The organism is Streptomyces spirodelae (genome assembly GCF_017676385.1).
GTDB lineage: Bacteria > Actinomycetota > Actinomycetes > Streptomycetales > Streptomycetaceae > Streptomyces > Streptomyces spirodelae.
Window position 1 is genome coordinate 116417 of sequence record NZ_JAFFZN010000008.1, and the last position, 19039, is coordinate 135455.

Below are 19039 nucleotides of genomic sequence, written 5' to 3' on the forward strand. Positions count from 1 at the left end.
CGGCCCGTGGTCTGTCACCATGGTTGGCATGGGTCAGCCGCAAAGCCGCGAAGGGGAGCAACCGGAGCTTCCGCCCGGGCAGCGGCTGCAGCGCGGGTGGCCGGTCACCCACTACGGCCCGGTACCGAAGTTCCGCCGCGAGCGCTGGGACTTCCGGGTCTTCGGCGCCACAGCGGACGGCGAGAAGCACTGCTGGAACCACGAGGAGTTCTCCGCGCTGCCGTACCGGACCGTCGTCGCCGATCTGCACTGCGTGGCCAAGTTCAGCATGCTGGGTGCCGAGTGGGGCGGCGTGCCCGCGCGCACGGTCCTCGAACTGGCGCCGCCCGCGCCCGACGTCACCCATGTGATGGTGTGGGCCGAGTACGGCTTCAGCTCGAACCTGCGCCTTTCGGACTTCACAGCTGAGAAGACGATGTTCGCCACGCACCGGGCCGGCGAGCTGCTGACCGCCGAGCACGGCTTCCCCGTGCGCCTGGTCGTTCCGCACCTGTACGCCTGGAAGGGCCCCAAGTGGGTCCGCGGTATCGAGTACATGACGGCGGACCGCCGGGGCTTCTGGGAGGAGCGGGGTTACCACAACATCGGCGACCCCTGGAAGGAGCAGCGCTACTCCTACCAGGAGGAGCCGGGGGACGGCCCGGAGCTGTAGCGGCCCCGCCCGCCCCCCCGTCGCGTCAGTGGTACTGGTGGACCACGGCGTGGCCCTTGCCCGCGCCGATGAGCAGGCGGTTGACCGGAGTGGTGACCGCGAAGGCGATCGCGAAGGCGACCGCGAGGGCGCCCCAGAACAGCGCTGTGTCCAGCTGGGCGTCCATCGCACCCGGGACCAGCAGGATCACGCCGTTGTCGACCAGCTCCATGACCAGGATGGAGACCGTGTCCGCGGCGAGGGCGACCTTGAGCGCCGTACGGAAGTCGAGGCCGGCGCGTACGACGGCGTACATCGTGAAGCTGTAGCCGAAGACGAACGCCAGGACGATCGCCAGCGCCATGGTCGGCGCGTTGTGCCAGGCCAGCGCTGTCCCGATCACCATGCCGAGGATCTCGCCCAGCGCGCAGCCCAGCAGGCAGTGCAGGGTGGCCCTGGCGGCCGTGGACCAGGAGACGGGACCGCGGCCGTGACTGTCGCCGTGGCCGCCGTGGCCGCCGTGGCCGCCGTGGTCGTGGCCGGGCTCGCCGTGCCGGTGGACTCCGGGGTCGTGCTGGACGTGCTGGGTCATGGGACACCTCGTTGTGAAGCAGAGCGGATCGTGCCGTCGCACCCCCGCAACGTTATACCCCCTAGGGGTATTCCGCATGGTGTGCGCCGACGAGTGTCAGCCGTCCCGCAGCTTCTTCAGCAGCGCCACATCCGTCGTATGCCCCTCCTTGCGGCCCGGGGTCTCGATCACCAGCGGTACGCCGGCCGTCAGCGGGTGGGCCAGCAGCTCGGCGAACGGCTCCGTCCCGATATGGCCGCCGCCGATGTTCGCGTGCCGGTCCTTGTGCGCACCGGCCACGTCCTTGGAGTCGTTGGCGTGGATCAGCTTCAGCCGGCCGGGCCCCGTCACCGACACCAGCTCCTGGAGCGTGCGGTCCACCCCGCCGGGAGCGGCCAGGTCGTGCCCGGCGGCGAAGACATGGCAGGTGTCGAGGCAGACGCCGAGCCTCGGATGGTGTTCCAGTGCCTCGAAGTACGGGCCCAGCTCGTGCACTTGGGAGCAGAGCGAGGCGCCCTGCCCGGCCGTCGGCTCCAGCAGCAGCCACGGGTCGTCGTCGTGGGTCAGCTCTTCCAGCAGCGGCATCATCAACGCGCGCGCCTGGGCGAGCGCGGTCGCCGGGGACCGCCCCCCGGTCGCGGCGCCGGTGTGGACGACGACCCCCAGCGCGCCGATGGCACGTGCGCGGCGCAGCGAATGCCGCAGCGAGAGCACGGACTTGGTGGCCGTCTCCTCGGTGTGCGAGCCGAAATTGATCAGATAAGGAGCGTGCACATAGGCGGGAAGTCCACGCTCCGCGCATGCGGTACGGAATTCGGCGTCCTGGTCCGCATTTCCCGTCGGCATCGCCCAGCCACGCGGATTCGCGACAAAGACCTGAAGTGCTTCGGCGCCGATATCCGCGGCATAGGAAATACCAGTGGCGGCCAGCCCCCCGGCTACGGGGACATGGCCGCCAATGGGATTGCGCATGCGCTGCGTCTCGTTCGTGGTCACACCACTCAGTATGCCGAGTTGACGTTGTCCATCGAACCGTAGCGGTCGGCAGCGTAGTTGCAGGCGGCCACGATGTTCGCCACCGGGTCGTACTGGTCCCAGGAGGTGCCCTCGACGTGGTAGGCGTCGAACGTCGGCTTGATCACCTGGAGCAGACCCTTGGACGGCACGCCGTTGATGGCGTTGATGTCCCAGTTGTTGATCGCGCGCGGGTCGCCGCCGGACTCACGGATGATGTTGCGCTTGATGCCCTCGTAGGAGCCGGGGATGCCGTGCTTGGCCATGATGGCGCGGGCCTCGCGAATCCAGCCGTCCAGGTTGTTCGGGTACGTGGGCTTGGCGGCGCGCTGCTTGGCGCGGTTGGCCGCCGCCTTGGCCGCACGCTCCTTGGCCGCGGCCGCCTCCGCCTTCTTCCGGGCCGCCGCCTTGGCGGCCCGCTCCTTGGCGTCGGCCTTTATCGCCGCTGCCACCTCGTCGGTGCCGGTGAAGCTCTTCGCGGTGGTGGTGGCGTCCTTGACGCTCGCCACCTCCTTGGTGTCGGCCGGTGCTGCGGCCAGCGACTGCTGCTGGGCGACCAGGTCCTTGCCCTGGTCGGGCAGTACGGAGGAGTGGGAGCTGAAGGCGACGTTCTCGGCGGTGACCTTCTTGGCCGTGGCCTGGCCCGCGTCACCGTGTGCCGCCGTACCGGGCAGCACGGTCACGGCCAGGGTCGCGGCGCCCGCGGCACCGAGACCGAACGCGGAGAACTTCTTGGCCCTGGGGCTGAGACTGAGGCTGGAGATGCTGGGCATGAGGAAGTACGGAACCTTTCATCGCTGGCGTCGTCGCAGAGGCGGGGAGCCGGGGAGAAACGCCGAGTGCTGATTCGGCGCCGTGCGACGACCGCAATTGTTAAAGGGCCCGTTTTACGAAATCAAAGGTGTGACGTACTACCTGAATTCGTTGCCAGGGGCCGCGCCCTGAGGTCCGTAAGGCACCTGCATTCCAGGTCGAGCGGTTGGTTCCTTTCCACTACGTTGTTTCGTAGGTGACGTGCGTCCTATGGGTGGGGTCACACGCCGACAAGTCGCCCAGCACTGACCGTGGCCGGACATGCGCGCCAAGCCGGACATCTCCGTACGGCGGGTGTCCGACCCGCTACACGGCGAAGCCCCGCGAGGAAGCCGGCGAACCGGCCCTCGCGGGGCTTGTGTCATGCGAGCTGCCGCCCTGCCCGGCGCCCCCGGGAGGGGGCGGGTCAGCAGCCGCTCAACGGAGCCAGATGGTGACCTCCGAGCCCCGGGGCGCCTTCTCGCCGCTGTCGGGGGACTGGTTGAAGACGGTGTCCCCGAAGAAGATGCGGCGCACGGTCACCTCGAAGCCCGCCTGCTCCAGCTTCGTGGTGGCCTCGTCCTCGCTGCGGCCCTCCACGTCCGGCACCTCGACCATGTCGGGCCCCTTGGAGACCGTCAGCGTCACGGTCTCGCCCTTGGCGAGCGAGCTGCCGTCGGTGGGGGACTGGCGGGCGACAGTGCCCTTGTCGTGCTCGGAGTGGACCCGCTCGGAGGCGATGCGAACCTTCAGGCCCGCTTCCTTCAGCTCCTTGACCGCGTCACTCTGCTCGTCACCCACCACATCGGGCACCTCGACCGGAGCGCCCTTGGAGACCGTCAGCGCCACCGCTGCACCCGGCCTGCGCTTGCTGCCCGGCCGGGGATCGGTGGTGATGACGGAGCCCTGCGCGGTCTCCTCGTCGAACCTCCGCTTGACCGTCCCCGGCTCCAGCCCGGCGTCCTTGAGCTGCCGGCGGGCGTCCGAGAGGGGAGTCCCCTTCAGCTCGGGGACCTTCACCACATGGGGGCCGCGGGAGACGGTCAGCGTGACGCTGCCCGTCTTGCGTACGCGCTCGCCCGGCTTCGGATCGGTGCTGATCACATGGCCGCGCTCGATCCGCTCGCTGTAGTCGCGCTCGACCTTCACATCCAGCCCGGCGTCCGAGAGCTTCTCCGTCGCCTCCGACTGGGTCTTGTCCAGCACGGCGGGGGTCCGGACGAACTGCCCGGAATTGACGTACCAGATGCCGGTGGCCACCAGCGCCACCAGCAGCACTCCCAGCGTCACCAGCCACCAGCGTGGCTGCAGTACCCGCCTCCGGTGGCCACCGGCGGCGGGACCTCCCGCTTCCCCCTCGCCGCCCGGCGGAGCCGCAGGCGGGGAGACGGGGGGTGCCGAGAGAATCGCCGTACGGTCCATCGGCTCGGCGTCCGGCACCGGTACCGGGGGGAGTGTCGCGGTGTCCGTGGCATCCGCGGAATGGGGGGCCTCCCCGGGGTGGGCGGCCTCCGCGAGATGGGTGGCCCCCGCGGGGTGGGCGGCCTCTGCTGGGCGGGGGATCACGGAGGTCTCGGCCTCGCTCGCCGAGGTGGCGCCCACGGGGGTCGCGACGGCGGGGTGTGCCGCTTCGGCGGCCGGCCCTGTGGGGCCCGCCGGGCCCGTGCCGCCGTCCTTGGCCTGCGGCGGTACTGCGTCCAGCTCCTCGTCGGACAGCCCCGCCCGGGCCGCGCGGACCTCCGCCAGCAGCGCGACCGCGTCCTCGGGCCGCCCCCCGGGCGACCGCGCCGTCGCCCGCGCGACCACGGCGTCCAACGCCGCCGCCATCCCCGGCACCGCCGCCGAGGGAGCCGGCATGTCCTTGTTCAGATGCTGGTAGAGCACCTGCGCGGGAGAGGCCCCGGAGTGCGGCTTGGTGCCGGTCAGCATCTCGTAGAGCATCACACCGCACGAGTACAGATCCGTACGCGGCGTCGCCGTGCCGTCCTCGATCTGCTCCGGCGCCAGATACGAGACCGTGCCCAGGATGGAGTCAGTCGTCGCCGAGGTCTGGCTGTCCACAGCGCGGACCAGCCCGAAATCGGCTACCTTCACCCGGCCGTCGTCCCCTATCAGCACGTTCTCCGGCTTCACATCCCGGTGCACGAGCCCGGCGCGGTGTGCCGCGCCCAGCGCGGCCAGCACCGGTTCCAGGATGTCGAGCGCCGCGCGGGGGCGCAGCGCGCCTCTGTCGCGCAGTACGTCACGGAGTGTGCAGCCCTCCACGTACTCCATCGCGAGATAGACGTACGTGCCGTCCGTACCCTGGTCGAAGACCCCGACGACGTTCTGGTGCGCGAGCCGCGCCGCCGACTTCGCCTCCCTGATGAAGCGGGTCACGAACGTGTCGTCCGCAGAGAGGGAGGTGTGCATCACCTTCAGGGCCAGCACGCGGTCCAGGCGGGTGTCCATGGCGCGGTACACCGTCGCCATGCCGCCGACGGCTACGCGGGCGTCGATGCGGTACCGGCCATCGAGAACCTGGCCCACCAGGGGGTCCTTGAGGGTGGTGTCCATTGCGCAGAGTGTACGAGGGCGCTGCGGCGGCTTTGCCGCTTGGTTGCGGGTTGCCGCTGTTTCGGAGCCGAACAGTGACAACCCCTCACGGGGGGCCGCCGCCTTGTGACCGCGGGCCCCTCACGGGGTGGTCCCCCGCGTTGTGGACGCACGCCCCGCTTGTTGCTTCGGCTGCCGCCGCGGGGTCGTGTCGGGGGGCTCCTCGGAGCCCCCCGACAACGGAAAGGAGCCAGAGGGCCGGGCCCTCAGCCAATGGTGGCGGCCTCAGGCAATGGTGGCGGCGTCAGCGGAAGGCGGGGCGTTCGGGGTCCAAGAGGGGGACCCCCTCAGAAGGAGAGGACGCCTCAGCGAAGTGGCGCCGCGGAATGCGCCCCGCGCGCTGGGCGAGGCGCCCGGCCTCAACGGCATGCCGCATGCCCTCAGCCATGAGCACGGGCTCCTGGGCCCGGGTGACGGCGGAAGCCAGCATCACGGCTGCGCACCCCAACTCCATCGCGAGGGCCACATCGGACGCGGTGCCGGCTCCGGCGTCGAGTACCACCGGTACCCGCGCCCTCTCCGTGATGAGCTGGAAGTTGTGCGGGTTGCGGATGCCGAGCCCGGAGCCGATGGGGGAGCCGAGCGGCATGACGGCGGCGCACCCCACGTCCTCCAGCTTCCGGGCGAGTACGGGGTCGTCGTTGGTGTACGGCAGCACGGTGAAGCCGTCGTCGACCAGGGTCTCGGCGGCGTCGAGCAGCTCGACGGGGTCGGGCAGCAGGGTGCGCTCGTCGGCGATGACCTCCAGCTTCACCCAGTCGGTGCCGAGCGCCTCGCGGGCCAGCCGGGCGGTGAGCACCGCTTCACCCGAGGTGTAGCACCCGGCGGTGTTCGGCAGTACGCGGATGCCGTGCTTGTCGAGCAGGGACAGTATGGAGCCGCTCACGGAGGGGTCCAGCCGCCGCATGGCGACGGTCGTCAGTTCCGTGCCGGAGGCCAGCAGCGCGCGTTCCAGGACGTCGAGGCTGGGCGCGCCGCCGGTGCCCATGATCAGGCGCGAGGTGAAGGTGGTGTCGCCAATGGTGAGCGGATCGTCGGCCATCGCTGTGCTCAGCCTCCCTGGACTGCGGTGAGAACTTCGACGCGGTCGCCGTCCACGAGCGTCGTGGCGGCCCAGCGGCTGCGGGGGACGACGTCCTCGTTGAGCGCCGCGGCCACGCCGGAGGGCGCGGTGGTGAGGGTGGCCACGAGCTGGTCGAGGGTGAGCCCGGCGGCCACCTGGCGGGGCTCACCGTTGACGGAGACGGTCAGTGTGCTGGCGGTGGAGGTCATACGGGCTGCTCCTGGAGCGCACGGGAGGGAGCGGGGGAGGCGGTGGAAGAGGCGAAGCGGCGTGGGGTGAACGGCAGCGCCGGCTCGGGCAGCTCGCCGGTGGTCAGCACTTCGGCCAGTACCTCGCCGGTGACGGGGGTGAGCAGGACCCCGTGCCGGTAGTGGCCGGTGGCCAGGTGGAGCCCGGCCAGTTCGGTGGGGCCGAGCAGGGGCGCGTTGTCGGGGGAGCCGGGGCGCAGCCCGGCGCGGGTCTCGGCCAGCGGCAGCTCGGTGACGCCGGGCAGAAGTTCGTGCGCGTCCCGCAGCAGCTCGTAGACGCCGCCGGCGGTGACCGTCGTGTCCCAGCCGAGCTCTTCGCTGGTGGCTCCGACGACCAGCTCGCCGTCCTCGCGGGGCACCAGATAGAGGGGAGCGCCGCGGACCACGGCACGCACCGTGCGGGAGAGGAAGGCGCCGTGCCGCGCGGGCGGCATCCGCAGCCGCAGGACTTGCCCTTTCACCGGGCGGACGGGCGGCGCCACCTCGGGCGGCAGACCCTCCAGGGCACAGCTGCGGGAGCCGAGCGCGAGGACCGTCTGCCCGGCGTGCAGTTCCGTGCCGTCCTCCAGGGCGGCGCCCACGGCGCGCTCCCGGGAGGTGAGCAGCCGCAGCGCGCGGGCGCGGCGGAAGACGACCCCCGCGCGTTCGCAGGCGCGCAGCAGTGCCGCCGCCAGTCGGCGGGGGTCGATCTGGTGGTCACCGTCCACGCGGGCTCCGCCGCGCACGGAGGGCGCCAGCATCGGCTCCAGGCGACGGCACTCACGCCCGGTCAGCCACTGCGATTCCAGTCCGCAGCGCTGCTGGAGCGCGTGCAGCTCGCGCAGGTGGGTGCGGTCGTCGGCGTCGAGCGCGACCGCGAGGGTGCCGCAGGCGCGGTGGCCGGTCTCCAGCCCGGCGGCGTCCTCCAGTTCGGCGACGAAGTCCGGATAGCGCGCGGCCGAGGCGAGGTTCAGGCGCAGCAGCGTCTCCTCGCCGTAGTGCAGCTCGGTGACGGCCGCCAGCATGCCCGCCGCGACCTGCGCCGCGCCGCCGCCGGGCTCGGGGTCGACGACGGTGACCGTCAGGCCGCGCCCGGCCGCCCGCCAGGCGGTGACCAGGCCGATGAGCCCGCCGCCGAGCACGAGCACATCGGGGCTCGCGCCGGGTTCGACGGGGACGGCCGAGACAGCTGGGACGGCGGTTCCACTCCTCGCGGTCTGCTTCTTCGGGGCTCGCTCCGCGGGGCCTGCGGTTCGCTCCGCGGGACTTGTCGTGCCGCGCATGGGCGCTGCTGCTCCCTTCGCCGGAATGACCCGGATCAGGTTCGGACGGTCGGAGGCCGCCGCAGCCTCCCTCTCAGCCCGGTGCGTCCGGGCTCCCGCGTATGCCGTGTGACTACCGCACCCACCCTACTGCGGTGCGGGTGAGCCGGGTAAGGCCACCGGGTGGGTCCGGGCGCCTCGCCGGGGGCCTACGACCGCTGGCCGATGGCCGTGCCAGCCGACCGGCATACAGTGATCGTGTGAGTGACAGTCAGAGGCAGCAGCGGGTCGTGATCGTGGGCGCGGGTATGGCCGGTGTGCAGACCGCCGTGCAACTGCGCGAACAGGGCTGGCCCGGCTCCGTCCGGCTGATCGGGGCCGAGCCGCACGCGCCGTACGACAGGCCGCCGCTGTCCAAGGCCGTGCTGCTCGGCAAGGGCGAGGAGGCCCAGGCGCCGCTCTTCGAGGTCGACTTCGCGAACCTGGACATCGAGCTCGAACTGGGCAGGACCGTCACCGGACTGCGGACCGACGAGCGGCTGCTGGTCACCGACGCGGGGCCGGTCCACTACGACCGTCTGGTTCTGGCCACGGGGGCCGAACCGGTCGCGCTGCCGGGAAGCGAGGGCGTGCCCGGTGTCCACCTGCTGCGCACTCTGGACGACGCGCAGCGGCTGCGCCCGGTGCTGGCGGCGCGGGGCAGGATCGTGGTGGTCGGCGCCGGCTGGATCGGCGCGGAGTTCGCCACGGCGGCGCGCGAGCGCGGCTGCGAGGTCACTGTCGTCGAGGCTGCGGACACCCCGCTGCCCGGCGCGCTCCCGGCGCAGGTGACCGAGCCGATGCGGGCCTGGTACGCGGAGGCCGGGGCGACGCTGCGCACCGGGGTCGCCGTCGAGTCGGTCGAACGCGGCGGGGTGCTGCTCGCCGACGGTACGCGGCTGGCGGCGGACGCGGTGCTGGTCGGCATCGGGGCCCGCCCGGCGACCGGCTGGCTGCGCGGCTCCGGCGTCGAGCTGGGCCCTGACGGTGCCGTGGTCGCCGACGCCCGGCTGCGCGCCACTGTCCCGGGCGACCACGACTCCGGTGTCTACGCGGTGGGCGACTGCGCCTCCTTCCCGTCGGCCCGCTACGGCGAGCGGCTGCTGATCCACCACTGGGACAACGCGCTGCAGGGCCCCCGTACGGTCGCGGCGAACCTGCTGGCCGAGGGGCACGCCGATGGCGAGGCCGACACCGTCGTCTACGACCCGGTGCCCTACTTCTGGTCCGAGCAGTTCGGCCGTTTCGTGCAGTACATCGGGCACCACGCGGAGGGGGACGAGCTGGTGTGGCGCGGCTCCCCGGACGGCGCCGCCTGGAGCGTGTGCTGGCTGCGCGGGGAGCGGCTGGCCGCGCTGCTGGCCGTCGGCCGTCCGCGCGATCTCGCACAGGGCCGGAAGCTGATTCAGCAGGGTACGGCCGTGGAGCGGGCGCTGGTGGGCGACGCGGCCGTGGCCCTGAAGCAGGCGGCGCGGTAGTGACTGTCGGCCCCAGATGGCAGTCTGGAACCCGTGACCGAGATTGACGCAAAGACCGATGCTCTCGTCCCCGCCTGGCTCACCCTTCCCGACGTCGCCGAAAAGCTCGGCGTCGAAGTGACCCGGGTACGGCAGCTCGTGAAGGAAGGCCAGCTGATCGCGGTGCGGCGGGAAGCGGAGTCCGGAAACAAGGTGCTCCAGGTTCCGGCCGCCTTCATCGGCGAAGGCCGGATCGTGAAGGGCCTGGCGGGCACCATCACGCTCCTGAAGGACGACGGCTTCAGCGACGAAGAGATGCTGGAGTGGCTGTTCACCGAGGACGAGTCGCTGCCCGGCTCGCCGGTGACGGCCCTGCGGGAGAACCGGGGCACGGAGGTCAAGCGCCGCGCCCAGGCGCTCGCCGTCTGACGCCGCCGCCCGGGCCGGCCGGCCCGGGCACAGCACGAGAACACCGACACCACCGGGTGCGCGGGTCCGCTCGTGGGCCCGCGCACCCCCGCACGGGGGGAACCACCGCGCCATGTCCCGTAGCACCACCACGCCCGGCACCACGCCCGGCACCACGCCCGGCACCGCGCCCGGCACCGCGCCCGGCACCGCGCCCGGCGCCGCGCCCGGCGCCGCGCCCGGCGCCGCCGTGACCGCCGATGCCGCGGCCCCCGACTCCGCCGACTCCGCCGCTTCTGCCGGAGTCCGGCAGCGGCTCGCCGCGGCGCGGCTGTACCTGTGCACCGACGCCCGTAAGGAGCAGGGCGACCTGCCCGAGTTCCTGGACGCCGTGCTGGCGAACGGTGTGGACATCGTCCAGCTGCGCGACAAGGGGATGGAGGCGGCCGAGGAGCTGGAGCACCTCGCGGTCCTCGCCGACGCCTGCCGTCGGCACGGCGCGCTGCTGGCCGTCAACGACCGCGCCGACGTGGCCCACGCCGCCGGCTCCGACGTGCTCCATCTCGGCCAGGGCGATCTGCCGGTGCCCGCGGCCCGCGCGCTGCTCGGCGACCAGGTGCTGATCGGCCGGTCCACCCACTCGGCCGCGGAGGCGGACGCGGCGCTGGCCGAGCCGGGCGTCGACTACTTCTGCACCGGTCCGTGCTGGCCGACCCCCACCAAACCGGGCCGCCCCGCACCGGGGCTGGATCTCGTCCGTCACACTGCCGCCCGTACCGGCACGAGTCCGGCGTCCCGGCCGTGGTTCGCCATCGGCGGTATCGATGCGGACAATCTCGGTCAGGTCCTGGAGGCCGGTGCCCGCCGGGCGGTGGTCGTCCGCGCGCTCACCCGGGCCGACGATCCGGGGGCTGCCGCGGCCTCGCTGGCGCGGCGGCTGCGGGAGGCGGCCGAGGGCGACCGGTAGGTCCGGCAGCCCCGTGGCCGCCCCCGCTGCGGCCGCCCCTCGCGGCCACCGGTGCCCTGACGTGGCCGTTCCCGTAACACGGGGTGGCCCCTCCGTCCAACAGGTGGACATCGGCCATCCGGGAAACGGACAGATCACCCCTTAATGCGTCAGTGTCGAGTCGCTCTGCAGGCCAGGCCGCTAGCCTGCAGTTATGGCCATCGGTATCTCAGCTCCCAGGACAGACCGTCCGCCGACTGTGCGTGATCTGCTCGCGAGCGGAGAGCAGTCCTTCTCCTTCGAGTTCTTCGCGCCGAAGACCGACAAGGGGGAGCGGACGCTGTGGGACGCGCTGCGCCGCATCGAGGCGGTGTCCCCGACCTTCGTGTCCGTCACCTATGGAGCGGGCGGTTCCTCGCGTGAGGGCACGGTCCGCAACACCGAGCGCATCGCCAACGAGACCACGCTGACCCCGGTCGCGCACCTGACCGCGGTCAACCACTCGCGGGCCGAGCTGCGCAACGTCATCGGGCAGTACGCGGACGCGGGCATCCGCAATGTGCTCGCGCTGCGCGGCGACCCTCCCGGCGACCCGCTGGGGGAGTGGGTCAAGCACCCCAACGGGATCAACTACGCCTCCGAGCTCGTCGAGCTGATCAAGGAATCCGGCGACTTCTGCGTCGGTGTCGCGGCCTTCCCCGAGATGCACCCGCGCTCCACCGACTGGGAGAGCGACATCCGGCACTTCGTGAACAAGTGCAAGGCCGGTGCCGACTACGCGATCACCCAGATGTTCTTCCGGGCCGAGGACTATCTGCGGCTGCGGGACAAGGTCGCGGCGGCCGGCTGCCACACGCCCATCATCCCGGAGATCATGCCCGTCACGAACGTGAAGCAGATCGAGCGGTTCGCGCAGCTGAGCAACGCCACCCTGCCGACCGGGATGATCGAGCGGCTCCATGCGGTACAGGACGATCCGGCGGCGGTACGCTCGGTCGGAATCGAGTACGCCACAGACTTGTGTGCGAGGCTGATGGCCGAAGGCGTCCCGGGGCTGCACTTCATCACGCTCAACCACTCCACGGCGACGCTTGAGATCCACCAGAATCTCGGCCTTCGGGAGAGGGCTAACCTGGGCCTCCGCAAGGGGGCTTGAGTCACGGAGCCGCCCATGGGGCGGCGGGAGCGGGAAGAGGGGCGTAGATGGGCTGGACGGTCCTCTATATCGCGTTCGGCGTCGTCGCACTGTGGCTGCTGGGCGAGGTCCTGCTCCAGTACAAGGCCCGGCTGCGCTGGCGGGCGCTGGCCTTCGCCGGGTTCCTGGGCGTGGTGGTGGGCACGGTGCTGCCGTCGGTCATCGTGATCGGGGTCGGCATCGCGGCCTTCGCCGTCGGCCAGACGTTCGTCACGCTCTCGGTGCGGAGCGGGTTCACCGCCGGGTGGTCGCTCGGCGGTGGCCCCGGCTCCAGCCGGCGCCGCCGCGCGGGCACGGTGACCGGCCGGGACACCGCATCCCTGGAGGTCACCGGACTGGAGACACACGGCCCCGGCGCCGCACCGGCCCCCGGCACGATGCCGGTGCCCGACCCGGTGGACGACTACGGCCCGCAGGGCTACGGCGGCCAGGAGCCCGCACCCCCGTACGGGCAGGAAGCCGGGACCGACTACGCGTACGCCGGATATGGCGCCTACAGCGGCCCCGACGGCTACGAGGAAGAGACCTCCGTCTTCGGCGGGCACCCGGGAGCGATGCCCCCTTCGGCGCCGGTACCCGGCCCCGTGCCCGCGGCGGAAGAGACGCAGGTGTACGCCTACGGGGAGGCGGCAGGTAGCGGCGAGCAGTACGCCGACCCGTACGCCGGTTACCCCGAAGCCCCCGGCGCCGGGGACTCCGCCGCGTACCAGAACCACCCCGCCTACCAGGAGTATCCGGACCCCTACGGCGGCTACGGCGGCGGCTACGCGGACGAGTACGCCTACCCCGCGCCGCCCCAGGAGCCCGCCCAGCAGCAGCCGTACTACCCCGATGTGCCCGAGACACCGCCGGGCGGCGTCTGGGTCCCCCAGCAGCGCGACTCCGGCGCCCCGCTCCCCCCGGCCGAACCGCCGCCCTACGGCGGCTACGGGAGCGAGTACGGAAACGAGTACGGCGGCAGCGAATACGGCGACTACTACGGCACCGATACCTCCCACCAGCAGCCGCAGCCGCAGCCCCAGCCGTATCCGCAGCAGGCGCCGCAGTACCCACCGGACTACTACGGCAGCGGCCAGTACTGAGCCACCTGCGGTCCCCGGGCCGGAGACGTACCCGCGTGGGGCCGGTCGGTCAGACCGAGCCGCGCCACTCCGGGTCCTGCACCAGCCCCGCCACCATGGCCCCGCTCATCCCGGCCGCGGGCAGGCCGCCGCCGGGATGGGACCAGCCGCCCGCCGCGTAGAGCCCCGGCAGCCGGGCCGGGTTGGCCGGGTGCAGGAAAGCGCCACCGGCACCGGGCAGGGCGGGCGGCGGCACCAGGCCGCCCGGGGCGCCGGTCTCCGCCTCGTAGTCGGCGGGGGTGCGTACGTCGTGCCAGAGCAGCCGCTCGCTCAGTCCCAGCCCCGCGGCGTCCGTCAGCGTCAGCAGCCGCTCGACGAACTCCCCGGCCGTACCGGACCCGGTCCCTGTGCCGGGGGGCACCGGTAGCGTGAGCACCGCAGCCTCGTGCTCGTCGTCGGGGCGCAGTGCCGGATCGTCAGGCCGCAGCAGGGTCAGCGGCTGCCCCGGCGCCTCCGCGCGGTGCACCAGTGTCCGGTGCGGCGTGCCCTCGGGGCGGGCGCCCCGCAGGGCGAGCAGCACCGTGAACCGGGCCATGCCACGACCGTTGCCGCCCTGGCCACCGGGCGCGCCCGGACCGGCCCCCGCGACGACCACATCCGCGTCCACCGTCGAGCCGTCCGCCAGCTCCACCCCGGATGCTCGCCCGTCCTTCTCGCGTACGCCCGTCACGGCGCTGTCGAAGTGGAAGGTCACCTTCCGCTCGCGGCACCGCTCGTACAGCGCGTCGGCGAGCACCCGCATACCGCCGCGCACGTACCAGGTGCCGAAGGTGTCCTCGACATACGCCAGTACGGCGGCGCTCGCCGGAGCCTCCGCCGGGTCCAGGCCATGCGCCCAGGCGCAGCCGCACAGCATCGCGGCCAGCCGCGGATCGCGCAGCTCGTCCCGGGCGATCTCGGCCAGTGCGGGACCGGCGGCACCTCCCGCCCGGCGAGTGCGCAAGCGGCCCAGCAGCCCCTTCTTCCGCAGCGCCGGATAGGCCCTGTCCCGGGCCAGCGCACCCCGCGAGGAGGGCTCGTCCCGCAGCGGCTCCTCCAACAGCGGCCGGCGCGTGGCCTCCCACGCCTCGCGGGCCCGCGTCAGCATCCCGGCCCACCGCTCGCCCGCACCGGCGCCCAGCGCATCGTCCAGCGCGGCGATCACCTTGCCCCGGGAGGCGTTCGGCAGCGTCACGGACGTCCCGTCGGCGAACACATGCCGGGCTGTGACCGGCACCTGGACCAGCTCCACCCGGTCCTCCAGCCGCTCGCGGCCGGTCTTGACGAACAGATCCCGGTAGACGGCGGGAAGTTGCAGCAGCCCCGGCCCGGTGTCGAACCCGAAACCGTCCCGCGCATACCGCCGCACGGCACCGCCATGGGTCCCGGCCCGCTCGTGCACCACGACCTCGTGCCCGGCGACAGCCAGCCGAGCCGCCGCCGCCATCCCACCCATCCCAGCCCCGACCACCACAACCCGCATACCCCGACCTTATCGAGCCCCCGACCCCGACCACTCTCCGCCGTCGCGGCAGGGCGCCCCTTTGCCCGCCGCGACGGCGCTCGGCGCGATAGTAGGTACTCGTACTCAGGGGGATCTTGAGTATGCGCACGGATGGGGCGCCATCCGGGCGGGCGGCAGAGTGGAGGGCGACGGAAGGGCACGGGCCGCACCGCTGACACGGGGCCGCGGAACGGTGCCGACGCCCTTCCGCGAGCCACCCCCCGCGCAGGCGGGGCGGTCCCGGTGGGGACGGGGCCGCCTCGCTCAGGCGGCCGGTTCCGCGGTCAGCGGGGCCGGCTTCCGCCGACCCGGCCCTGAAGCAGCAGGGACAGTGCGCCGTGTACGTCCTCGAGGGAGCGCTCCGGCTGGAACGCCTTCCAGTCGAGCGCGGCGACCAGCACCATCCCCACCAGGGCGGCAGCGGTGAGCTGGATGTCGATGTCCTCACTGAGCTCGCCCTCGGCGACCCCGGCACGCAGGACGCCCTCGACAACGGCGACCGCTTCCTTGCGTACCACCAGCAGGGTGTCGTTCCAGGCCCGTCCGGTGCGCCAGAGTTCGGCGACGTAGAGCTGGGTGAAGGCGGGGTAGCGGTCGATGAACTGCAGGCCGGCGCGGACCATCGAGTCCAGTGCGTCCACCCGGCTGTCGCCCCGGCGGGCCGTCTCCTCGGCGGCCTGCTGCAGATCGGCGGTCAGCAGTGCCACACCGTGCCGCAGCAGCTCCTCGAACAGTTCGGTCTTGCTGGAGAAGTTGTAGTAGACCGTGCCCTTGGCCACCCCCGCCCGTTCGGCGATCTCCTCGACGGTCGTCGAGGAGAACCCCTGTTCGGCGATGAGGGTGACCGCCGCCTGGAAGAGCTTGTCCCTGGTGGCGCTGCGGCTGCGTGGCGTGGTGGTGCGGGCACTCGTCATGCGGCCATTCTCCCCTCGGGGCCGACCGGGTCGGCGCGGTGCGTTCCCGGCCTCACAGCGAGATCTCCGGGCGCAGCCTGTCCAGCGTCCACACCTGCTTGCGGCGCGCTGTGACGGCCGTCAGCGCGAGGGCCCCCGCGGTGAAGGCCAGCAGCACCAGACACGCCCGCCACACCGGCCACAGCTCGCCCCCGGTGATCAGGTGCCGCAGCCCCTCCACCACGTAACTCATGGGCAGCAGCGGGTGGAGCGCGTTGAAGAAGCCGGGGCTGGTCTGGATCGGGTACGTACCGCCGGCCGAGGTCAGCTGCAGCATCAGCATCGCCAGGACGAGGATGCGCCCCGCGGGCCCGAAGCGCGCGTTGAGGAACTGGACGATCGCGGTGAAGCTCGCCGTGACCAGCACCAGGAAGCCCACTGTCGCCAGGCCGCGCGCCATCTGCAGCCCGAGCCCCCAGTGCAGCACGCTCATCAGCGCGGCCACCTGGGCCACCCCGATCGCGGCCACCGGCAGCCAGCCCGCCAGCGCGATCCGCCAGCTCGTGGCGCCCGCCGCCAGCGCCCGCTTGTTGAGCGGCTGCAGCAGCATGTAGGCGATCATCGCGCCGACCCAGAGGGAGAGCGGGATGAAGTACGGCGCGAAGCCGGTGCCGTAGTTGGGCGCCGCGTGGGCCTTGTGCGAGGCGAGGTCCACCGGGTCGGCCATCACGCCGGTGCGGTCCTGCCGCTCCTTCTTGTCGTAGTCCGGTATCTGCTTCGCGCCCGCGTGCAGGCCGTGCGCCAGCTTTCCTGAGCCGTCGGCCAGTTTGAACAGGCCACCGTCGAGCGTGGCGGCGCCGCTGGAGAGTTCGCCGAGGCCCGAGTGGAGCTTCCCGGCGCCCTTGGCGACCTTGTGGGCGCCCTTGTTGAGGGTGTTGATCTGCCGTACGGCGCTGTCCACGTCCTGCTGAAGGTGCGGAGCCCGGGCTGCGACCTTGTTCGCGGCCCGGTTCAGCTGGTCGAGGTGCCGGCCGAGCTCGTCGAGGTTCTTCTCGTTCTGGACGTAGCCGTTGAGCTTGGCGGCGACCTTCGCCGAGCGTTCCGCCGCGTCGACGGACTTCTTCAACTCCGCGCAGGAGTCGGCGGGCGCCTTGCCCGCGGCAGCCCCCGACCGGCTCGTGGACCCGTTCGCGGGTCCGTTCGTGGACCCGTTTGTGGACGGGCTCGTGGATGGGCTCGGGAGAGGCAGGTCGGGCGTGGGCTTGTCCGGTGCGGGGGTGCTCGGGCCGGTCCTGTCGGGAGCCGGTAGGTCCGGGCCGGATCCGGAAGGCCGGCCCTTGCCGCAGCGTGCCGCGTACAGCTTCGAGAGCGCGTCGGCGGCCTTGCGCGAGTCGGTCTGGGCACGCTGCGCGTCGGCCGGCAGCTTGCCGAGGTTCTTCTTGAGCGTCTTGCTGGTACGGGCCACGCCCCGCGCGGCCTCGCCCACTTCACCGCTGTGCGCCTTGAGGAACGGCCGCACCTCCTCGGCGGTGCCGTTCACCTTGTCGGCCAGCTTCTGGGTGCCCGCGGCGACCTTGCCCGCGCCGCTCTTGAGATCGCCGCTGCCGGTCTCCGCGTCGCCCAGGCCGCTCTTGAGCTTGCCCGCGCCCTTCTTCGCCTTGCCGATTCCGGCGCCCAGGTCGTCGGCGCCCTCGGCGGCCTTCGCCGTCTTGCCGTGCAGGGTGGAGAAGGAGACGTAGATCTTGTCGAAGAAGCCGCGCGAGACCTTGCTGGAGGCGCCGGCGCGGAGCTCGGAGAAGACGGTGCGGGAGATCTGCCCGACGATGTAGTTGTTGGCGTCATTGGTGCGCACCTTGAGCGCGCCCGTCTCGGGGGAGTCGCCCGAACTGGAGGAGACCCGCTTGCTGAAGTCGGCGGGCACCGTCAGCGACAGGTAGTACCGCCCGTCCTCGACCCCCTTCCGGGCATCCGCTGCGCTGGTCTCGTGCCAGTCGAACGAGTCGCTGTCGTGCAGGCCCTTGACGATGTCGTCGCCCGCCTCGATCCGCTCACCCTTGACCGTGGCGCCCCGGTCCTCGTTCACCAGCGCCACCGGGACCTTGTCCAGACGCTCGTAAGGGTTCCAGAACGACCACAGGTACAGCGCCCCGTACAGCAGCGGAAGCAGCAGCATCGCCGCCATCGCCGCTCGCGGCAGCCGTCCCCTGCCGAACCGCTTCAGCTCAAGCGCGGCTAGCCTCGGCGAGCGCATCCTCCGCCCTCTCCTTCTCCGTGTCGTCGTCCCGGTCGCCCTGCGAGCCGTCGTGCCCGTGTGCGTCGTCGTGCCGGTCGCCGTGTGCACCGGCGGAGTGCGTCCTGTCGGTACGGACCACAACAGCGCCCTCGGCGGGCGGTTCGCTGCACACCGCGAGCACGGTGGTGCCCCGCTCCGCCACCGTGCGCAACAGCCCCCACGCCGCCTCGCGTTCGCTCCGAGCCAGCTTCTGGTCCCAGTCGTCGACCGCCAGCAGCCGCGGCTCCCCCAGCAGCGCCAGCGCCACCGAGAGCCGCAGCACATCGAGCCGCTCCAGATCCCGTACGGCCGTGCGCCCGCCCCTGGGCAGCGTGTCCAGGTCCAGCCCGGCGGTCTCCAGCGCGGCCTCCAGCCGTGCCCGGCTCGCCGCGGCCCGCTCCTTGCGGGGGCGCAGCAGGGTGCGCAGCGGGCTGTCGAACCTCCGCTGGAGCAGCACCCGCTCGCGCAGCTGCTCGGTGACGGTCAGCGCCGGGTCCAGGTCGTTGACGCCGGGCACCGGGCCCAGGGCGCTGATGCGGCGTACGGGCGCGAGCCGCTTGGGCAGCGGATGACCTGCGACCTTCGCGTGGCCGCGGTGAGCCTTCATCCGGCCGGTCAGCGCCAGCAGCAGACAGGTGCGTCCGGAGCCCGAGGGGCCGGCCAGCGCGATCAGCGAGCCCGCATCGGCGGTGAAGCTCACCCCCTCGAAGACGGGGCCGCGCGGCCCGTCGAGCCCGAAGTCCTCCGCCGAGACGGCGGCTCCTCGCACGTCTGCCACGGCCCCTCCCGATGTGTCGTCCCGCTGGGTCGTCCCGCTGCGCCGGATCGCGTCCCGCCGGGGTGCGCCGTGCCCGGTCCCCGGCGCCGGGCACGGCGCTTTTGAACTGACTGGTCAGTTCAAAGTATGCAGCAGGCGGCGACCGGGATGCCAACCGGGCCGTCCCCTCGCCGCCCGCACGTCCGGCACTTCGCTGCCTCGTACGGCGTTTGCCCAGGTCGGGCAGATTGTCAGTGGCATGCGACACGATGTGCCCATACGACCGGTTCTCGAACCGGCATCAACCGACGGG

17 protein-coding genes and 1 riboswitch are annotated in these 19039 nt (G+C 72.3%); of the genes, 6 read left to right on the plus strand and 11 right to left on the minus strand.

What is annotated here, in order from left to right:
* Positions 1 to 28: 28 nt before the first annotated feature.
* A complete protein-coding gene (locus tag JW592_RS11330; RefSeq protein ID WP_209264850.1) occupies positions 29 to 652 on the plus strand; it encodes a sulfite oxidase-like oxidoreductase in 624 nt (207 codons plus the stop codon).
* Positions 653 to 677: 25 nt separating this feature from the next.
* On the opposite strand, the gene JW592_RS11335 is transcribed toward JW592_RS11330, so the two are convergent.
* From JW592_RS11335 to thiO, 7 genes are all read right to left on the minus strand, one after another.
* On the minus strand, positions 678 to 1223 hold the full coding sequence (locus JW592_RS11335; protein WP_209264851.1) for a DUF4396 domain-containing protein: 546 nt from the start codon (positions 1221 to 1223) through the stop codon (positions 678 to 680).
* Positions 1224 to 1319: 96 nt separating this feature from the next.
* Positions 1320 to 2174 carry a deoxyribonuclease IV gene (locus tag JW592_RS11340; RefSeq protein WP_209264943.1) on the minus strand — a complete coding sequence of 285 codons (855 nt, stop codon included), beginning with the start codon at positions 2172 to 2174 and terminating at the stop codon, positions 1320 to 1322.
* Positions 2175 to 2203: 29 nt separating this feature from the next.
* Positions 2204 to 2989, minus strand: coding sequence for a transglycosylase SLT domain-containing protein (locus JW592_RS11345; protein WP_209264852.1), 786 nt, complete (start codon positions 2987 to 2989; stop codon positions 2204 to 2206).
* Positions 2990 to 3446: 457 nt separating this feature from the next.
* Positions 3447 to 5564: a Stk1 family PASTA domain-containing Ser/Thr kinase gene (gene pknB, locus JW592_RS11350; RefSeq protein WP_209264853.1), complete on the minus strand. Its 2118-nt coding sequence runs from the start codon at positions 5562 to 5564 to the stop codon at positions 3447 to 3449.
* A gap of 283 nt (positions 5565 to 5847) precedes the next feature.
* Positions 5848 to 6645, minus strand: a complete 798-nt coding sequence (locus JW592_RS11355) for a thiazole synthase (RefSeq protein ID WP_209264854.1) — start codon at positions 6643 to 6645, stop codon at positions 5848 to 5850.
* 8 nt (positions 6646 to 6653) lie between these two features.
* On the minus strand, positions 6654 to 6875 hold the full coding sequence (thiS, locus tag JW592_RS11360) for a sulfur carrier protein ThiS (RefSeq protein WP_209264855.1): 222 nt from the start codon (positions 6873 to 6875) through the stop codon (positions 6654 to 6656).
* A complete protein-coding gene (gene thiO, locus JW592_RS11365; protein ID WP_209264856.1) occupies positions 6872 to 8176 on the minus strand; it encodes a glycine oxidase ThiO in 1305 nt (434 codons plus the stop codon). The genes thiS and thiO overlap by 4 nt, the downstream gene beginning before the upstream one ends.
* A riboswitch (TPP riboswitch) is annotated at positions 8172 to 8285 on the minus strand. It overlaps the preceding gene by 5 nt.
* 178 nt (positions 8286 to 8463) lie before the next feature.
* Between thiO and JW592_RS11370 the strand changes: the two genes are divergently transcribed.
* The 5 genes from JW592_RS11370 (at position 8464) to JW592_RS32685 (ending at position 13282) form a co-directional block, all read left to right on the plus strand.
* Positions 8464 to 9672: an NAD(P)/FAD-dependent oxidoreductase gene (locus tag JW592_RS11370; RefSeq protein ID WP_229375767.1), complete on the plus strand. Its 1209-nt coding sequence runs from the start codon at positions 8464 to 8466 to the stop codon at positions 9670 to 9672.
* A 33-nt stretch (positions 9673 to 9705) separates the two neighbouring features.
* Positions 9706 to 10080: an Rv2175c family DNA-binding protein gene (locus JW592_RS11375; RefSeq protein WP_099879917.1), complete on the plus strand. Its 375-nt coding sequence runs from the start codon at positions 9706 to 9708 to the stop codon at positions 10078 to 10080.
* 112 nt (positions 10081 to 10192) lie between these two features.
* Complete coding sequence (thiE, locus tag JW592_RS11380) at positions 10193 to 11026, plus strand: thiamine phosphate synthase (protein WP_229375699.1); 834 nt, start codon at positions 10193 to 10195, stop codon at positions 11024 to 11026.
* 193 nt (positions 11027 to 11219) lie between these two features.
* Complete coding sequence (gene metF / locus JW592_RS11385; RefSeq protein WP_209264858.1) at positions 11220 to 12161, plus strand: methylenetetrahydrofolate reductase [NAD(P)H]; 942 nt, start codon at positions 11220 to 11222, stop codon at positions 12159 to 12161.
* A gap of 47 nt (positions 12162 to 12208) precedes the next feature.
* Positions 12209 to 13282 (plus strand): hypothetical protein, encoded by a 1074-nt coding sequence (locus JW592_RS32685; RefSeq protein WP_229375701.1) that lies wholly within the window; start codon positions 12209 to 12211, stop codon positions 13280 to 13282.
* A gap of 49 nt (positions 13283 to 13331) precedes the next feature.
* On the opposite strand, the gene JW592_RS11395 is transcribed toward JW592_RS32685, so the two are convergent.
* The 4 genes from JW592_RS11395 to JW592_RS11410 form a co-directional block, all read right to left on the minus strand.
* Entirely contained in the window at positions 13332 to 14783 is a 1452-nt protein-coding gene (locus tag JW592_RS11395) for a phytoene desaturase family protein (protein WP_209264859.1), read from the minus strand.
* A gap of 305 nt (positions 14784 to 15088) precedes the next feature.
* Positions 15089 to 15718, minus strand: coding sequence for a TetR/AcrR family transcriptional regulator (locus JW592_RS11400; protein WP_209264860.1), 630 nt, complete (start codon positions 15716 to 15718; stop codon positions 15089 to 15091).
* 52 nt (positions 15719 to 15770) lie between these two features.
* A complete protein-coding gene (locus tag JW592_RS11405; protein ID WP_209264861.1) occupies positions 15771 to 17948 on the minus strand; it encodes a YhgE/Pip domain-containing protein in 2178 nt (725 codons plus the stop codon).
* Positions 17920 to 18747, minus strand: a complete 828-nt coding sequence (locus tag JW592_RS11410) for an ATP-binding cassette domain-containing protein (protein WP_209264862.1) — start codon at positions 18745 to 18747, stop codon at positions 17920 to 17922. Before JW592_RS11410 ends, JW592_RS11405 begins: the two co-directional genes overlap by 29 nt.
* Positions 18748 to 19039 lie beyond the last annotated feature (292 nt).